We start from the raw sequence: 3,777 nt of genomic DNA, 5'->3' as shown, positions 1-3,777 counted from the left end.
ACGAGTGTCAAGCGTCGGGTTGCCTCGGCGTCATTGCTACCCGCCACCAGTTTTTCCAGCTCATCCCGAATCTGAAACGCCTTGTCCAGATTTTGAGCTCCCACGTAGGCTCGCAGCGCTGTTTTGAGGATTTCTTCCTTGAACTTCGGCAAACTCACTGCGCTGTGGTTGCTGCGCATCAGAGCCAGAGGGCCAATCGTGGGATCCTCCAGAACTTTAATGGCATCATCCGTCCGTCCCGTGTTGACATAGAGCTGAGCGAGGAGCCACACCGAGTATTCCAGGAAATAATCAACCGTCACTCCCTGCGAACTGGCGCGAATCCGCTGGACGCCCTGCTCGAGATATTTTTGGGCATCCGCCAGCAGCCCCTGCGCATCCTCCTGAGCGGCTCCCTCCTCACGAGAGGTGGCCGCCTTCGCGTATTGCATCCACAAAACCTGACCGATCCGCAGTTCCGCCCGGGCCCGACTGGGAGAATTCTCGGGAAGCCGATTCAAGAACGCTTTGGCCTCGTCAAGCTGGTCGAGATCCAGAAAGCTCTCCAGCAACGTCAACACACATTCTCCGGACTCCGGTTGGTCGGGCCATTGGCTCAACACATACCCCGTGAGAGACTCCATCTGGCTCAACTCGGCATCTGCCGGTTGTCCGTTCTTCCGCGCTTCGATGAAGAGGTTCCGCAACGCTTTCACAGCGATTTCGGCGGCTTTTTGGGAACCAGCACTCTGCGGATACCGGCGGGCGAGAAATTCGCCCAGGACCGCCGCGTCTTCATAGCGCCCGGCATCCCAGAAAAGAAAAACCATCTGGAATCGCATCAGGTTCACTTCTTCGAGAGGCTGGTTCTTATAGAGAGCCAGCGCCTTTCGATAAAAGGCGATCGCCAGATCCCTCGCCTTCGTCGCTTCCTCGCGGAGCTGCTTCGCAGCCCCTTCTCCCTTTTGAAGCTGGGCCATCAATCCCAGAAACCGCCCCCAGGCCAGCTCACCCCGGGCCTTTGCGTCGGCATACGTCTGGACATCCTGAACGCTTAAATCCTGTTGAGCCCCGGAAAGTTCGGCGAGCTTTGCCTGCGCGTCCAACCGATGGGAACCGGGGGCCCGGGAGACGATTTCCAGGAAGCGCCGGGCGGTCGCGCGATACTGCTGCGCCGATCGCGTGTCCTTCGCCTTATCCGCCGCCTGGGCCAGTTCCAGCGCTGACAGTGCCGCTTCATACAACAGGTTGAGCCCCCATTCTGAGTCGCGGACATCCGGGCGCACAGATTCTTCCCATTGCACGGCGGCATCCACCGCAGCCTGGTAACTTTTGTTCTTTCGATAAATCTGAACCAGCCGCGCCAGTGCTTCCGTATGCAGCCGCTGCACCTCGGGCGAGTCACCGGGCACGGTTAACGTCTCCTTGAAGATGTCAGCGGCCTGCATGTCCTGACCCAATTCCTGGTAGCAGATACCTTCGTAGAATCGGGCATAAATGCCCGCCGCGTAGTTTTGATACTTGTTGAAGATGTTTTCGTATTCGGCGGCCGCCTGTTTGAGAAGGTCACTCCGCTCTTTACTGGACGGCGGATAGGTTTGCGCCAGTTGATAGAGGGCCCCGACGGAATAAATCAGCGATTTCAAATACATCGCCCGGGCTTCGTCCCGCTCCTTGATCAGCGCCGTATTGGCCCGGTCGATGACCTTATTTTCAAACTCCTTGGCCCGATTATAGGCCGCCTTCTTGAACGCTTCGAACTCCTGCCTCGCCTGTTCGATGAGTTTGCGAGCTTGCAGCCGTGCGGGTTCGGCCTCCTGATCGCTTTTCCCCTCTGTGGTGGCGAGAAGTCCCTTCGCACGCTCAATGAGGGCCTGGGCCATCTCGGCCGTCGCTTCCGGCACGGCCGGATGCTGGGGATGCTCCTGCACAAACTTTTTGAGCCGGGCCACGGCCGCCGTCAGAAGCTGTTCCCGCGTCTGGGCGACCCGCGACGCCTGCGCTGCCCCCAAAAGGGCCTTACCCGCCTCATAATCGATCACCTCTTTCAACTCCGGCGGGCACGTCGGATCACCGGCCAGCATATCAAGATATTCCACGGCCGTGTCGAAATACCCCCGGAGCTTGAGAGCCTCCAGAAAACGCCGGTGTATGTCCGATTCCTGGCTCAACACCTCGCTGGCCTTGCCACCCACAACCAGGGCGATGACGAGCGCCAGACCAATTCTCCTCAACAGCATATCCTCCGCCTCCAATCACGGTGCCTGCGGCGGAAAACTCAGTGACCCAAAAGACAGGGCAGATTTGGCTCCCTATTTCTTACTACCACATCCGGTGGTGGTAGAAAAGCCACACCCTCAATGGCATCCCGGGCGTCCAACTTGAATTCGTTCATCTTTTCCCGGAACGACCTGCAGCACGCGCAGAATCCTTCCTCAACACAATCAAACCTCCCGGACCGCTCCCGGCCAGGTCACAAACATGGCAGAATGAAACCTAAGTTGTTTTTGTCGCTTTGTTCCCCAGCGGCTGTTCCCACGACGATGGCCGGATTGGGCCCGAATCCACGGGGCTGACTGTTTTCATCCATCGAGGGCGACTTCGAAAAGCGGCACAATTCCGCCCGCTGCGACGAGGAAGAAACGATGACTCGTTGGGACGAAATTCCCGAACTCATGGCTCTTGATTCACGGCGGCAACTCATTCGCATTCCGCCGGAATTGGACGTTCCCATTACCGACCGCGTCCGCCGTCTGATCGATACAGCGGCCTTTCGCCGGTTGGCAAGGATTACCCAATTGGGCCTGGTCTCCCTCGTTTATCCGGCCGCCAATCACACCCGATTCGAGCACAGCCTTGGTGTGTATCGCCTGGCCCTTTTGGTTCTCAAGCATCTTTCCCACGATCAGCGGTTTCGCGCCCAGGTGACGCCGCATGAGGGCGAAAAACTGATCGTTGCCGCCCTTCTCCACGATTTGGGGCACTGGCCATTCTGTCACGCCATCGAGGACCTTGGCCTGCCCGACGTGCCACTCCATGAAGCGTTCGTCGCCAGATTCTTGCGGGACGAACCTGTGGCGCTGCTTCTGGAACGTGACTGGAACCTGCAACCCGACGACGTGCTCAACCTCATCGCCAAACGTCGGAGGGATGGCGTGTCAAGCCTCTTACAGAACATTCTTTCCGGTCCGCTCGATGTGGACAAAATGGATTATCTTTTCCGAGACAGTCTTCATGCGGGTGTCCCGTATGGCCGTTTTTTCGACCAGCAACGGCTGGTGGGCAGCCTCTGTTTGAATGAACGGGGTGACGGCCTGGCCATTACCGAAAAAGGAAAAACGGCCGCCGAGCTCATGGTCTTTGCACGATACGTCATGTTCAGCGAGGTTTACTGGCACCATGCCGTTCGTTCCGCCACGGCGATGCTCCAACGGAGTTTTTACGACTTGAAGGATCGGCTCGACCTCGAGCTGCTTTTCTCGTCAAGTGAATGGGAATTTATCGAAACCCTGCGGCAATCTGCCGGGCCGTCGAAGACAGCCGAGATTCTCCAGGGACTTTTTGGACCGGTGCGAACACTTTACAAGCGGATTGCGCAGTTTCACTATTTTGATGGGAATGATGTCTATCGACGAATAGCGGGGCGCCCTTACCGCTGGCTCGTCGCCTGTGCGCATCATCTGGCGGACCTCCTCAGCAAAAGATTGGGGATCCCCGTCCTCCCGCACCAGGTCCTGGTTGATGCCCCACCGGTTCATAAAGAGATCGAATTCCGTGTGGACGTGTTCTTCCCCAAAG

At 57.8% G+C, this 3,777-nt stretch carries 2 protein-coding genes; one reads left to right on the top strand and one right to left on the bottom strand.

Annotated elements, in window-relative coordinates; all coding sequences use genetic code 11:
* Positions 1-2,219: hypothetical protein (locus H5U08_RS12650; RefSeq protein WP_297033607.1), on the bottom strand; the 2,219-nt coding region annotated here is incomplete at its 3' end.
* 405 nt (positions 2,220-2,624) lie between these two features.
* Between H5U08_RS12650 and H5U08_RS12645 the strand changes: the two genes are divergently transcribed.
* Positions 2,625-3,777, top strand: a 1,153-nt coding sequence (locus H5U08_RS12645; protein WP_297033605.1) for an HD domain-containing protein, incomplete at its 3' end; no start/stop codon positions are given.

Origin of the sequence: Thermogutta sp. (assembly GCF_014359955.1) — a bacterium.
GTDB lineage: Bacteria > Planctomycetota > Planctomycetia > Pirellulales > Thermoguttaceae > Thermogutta.
Note: the sequence above shows the minus strand (reverse complement) of the source record. Positions and strands in the feature narration are given on the sequence as shown.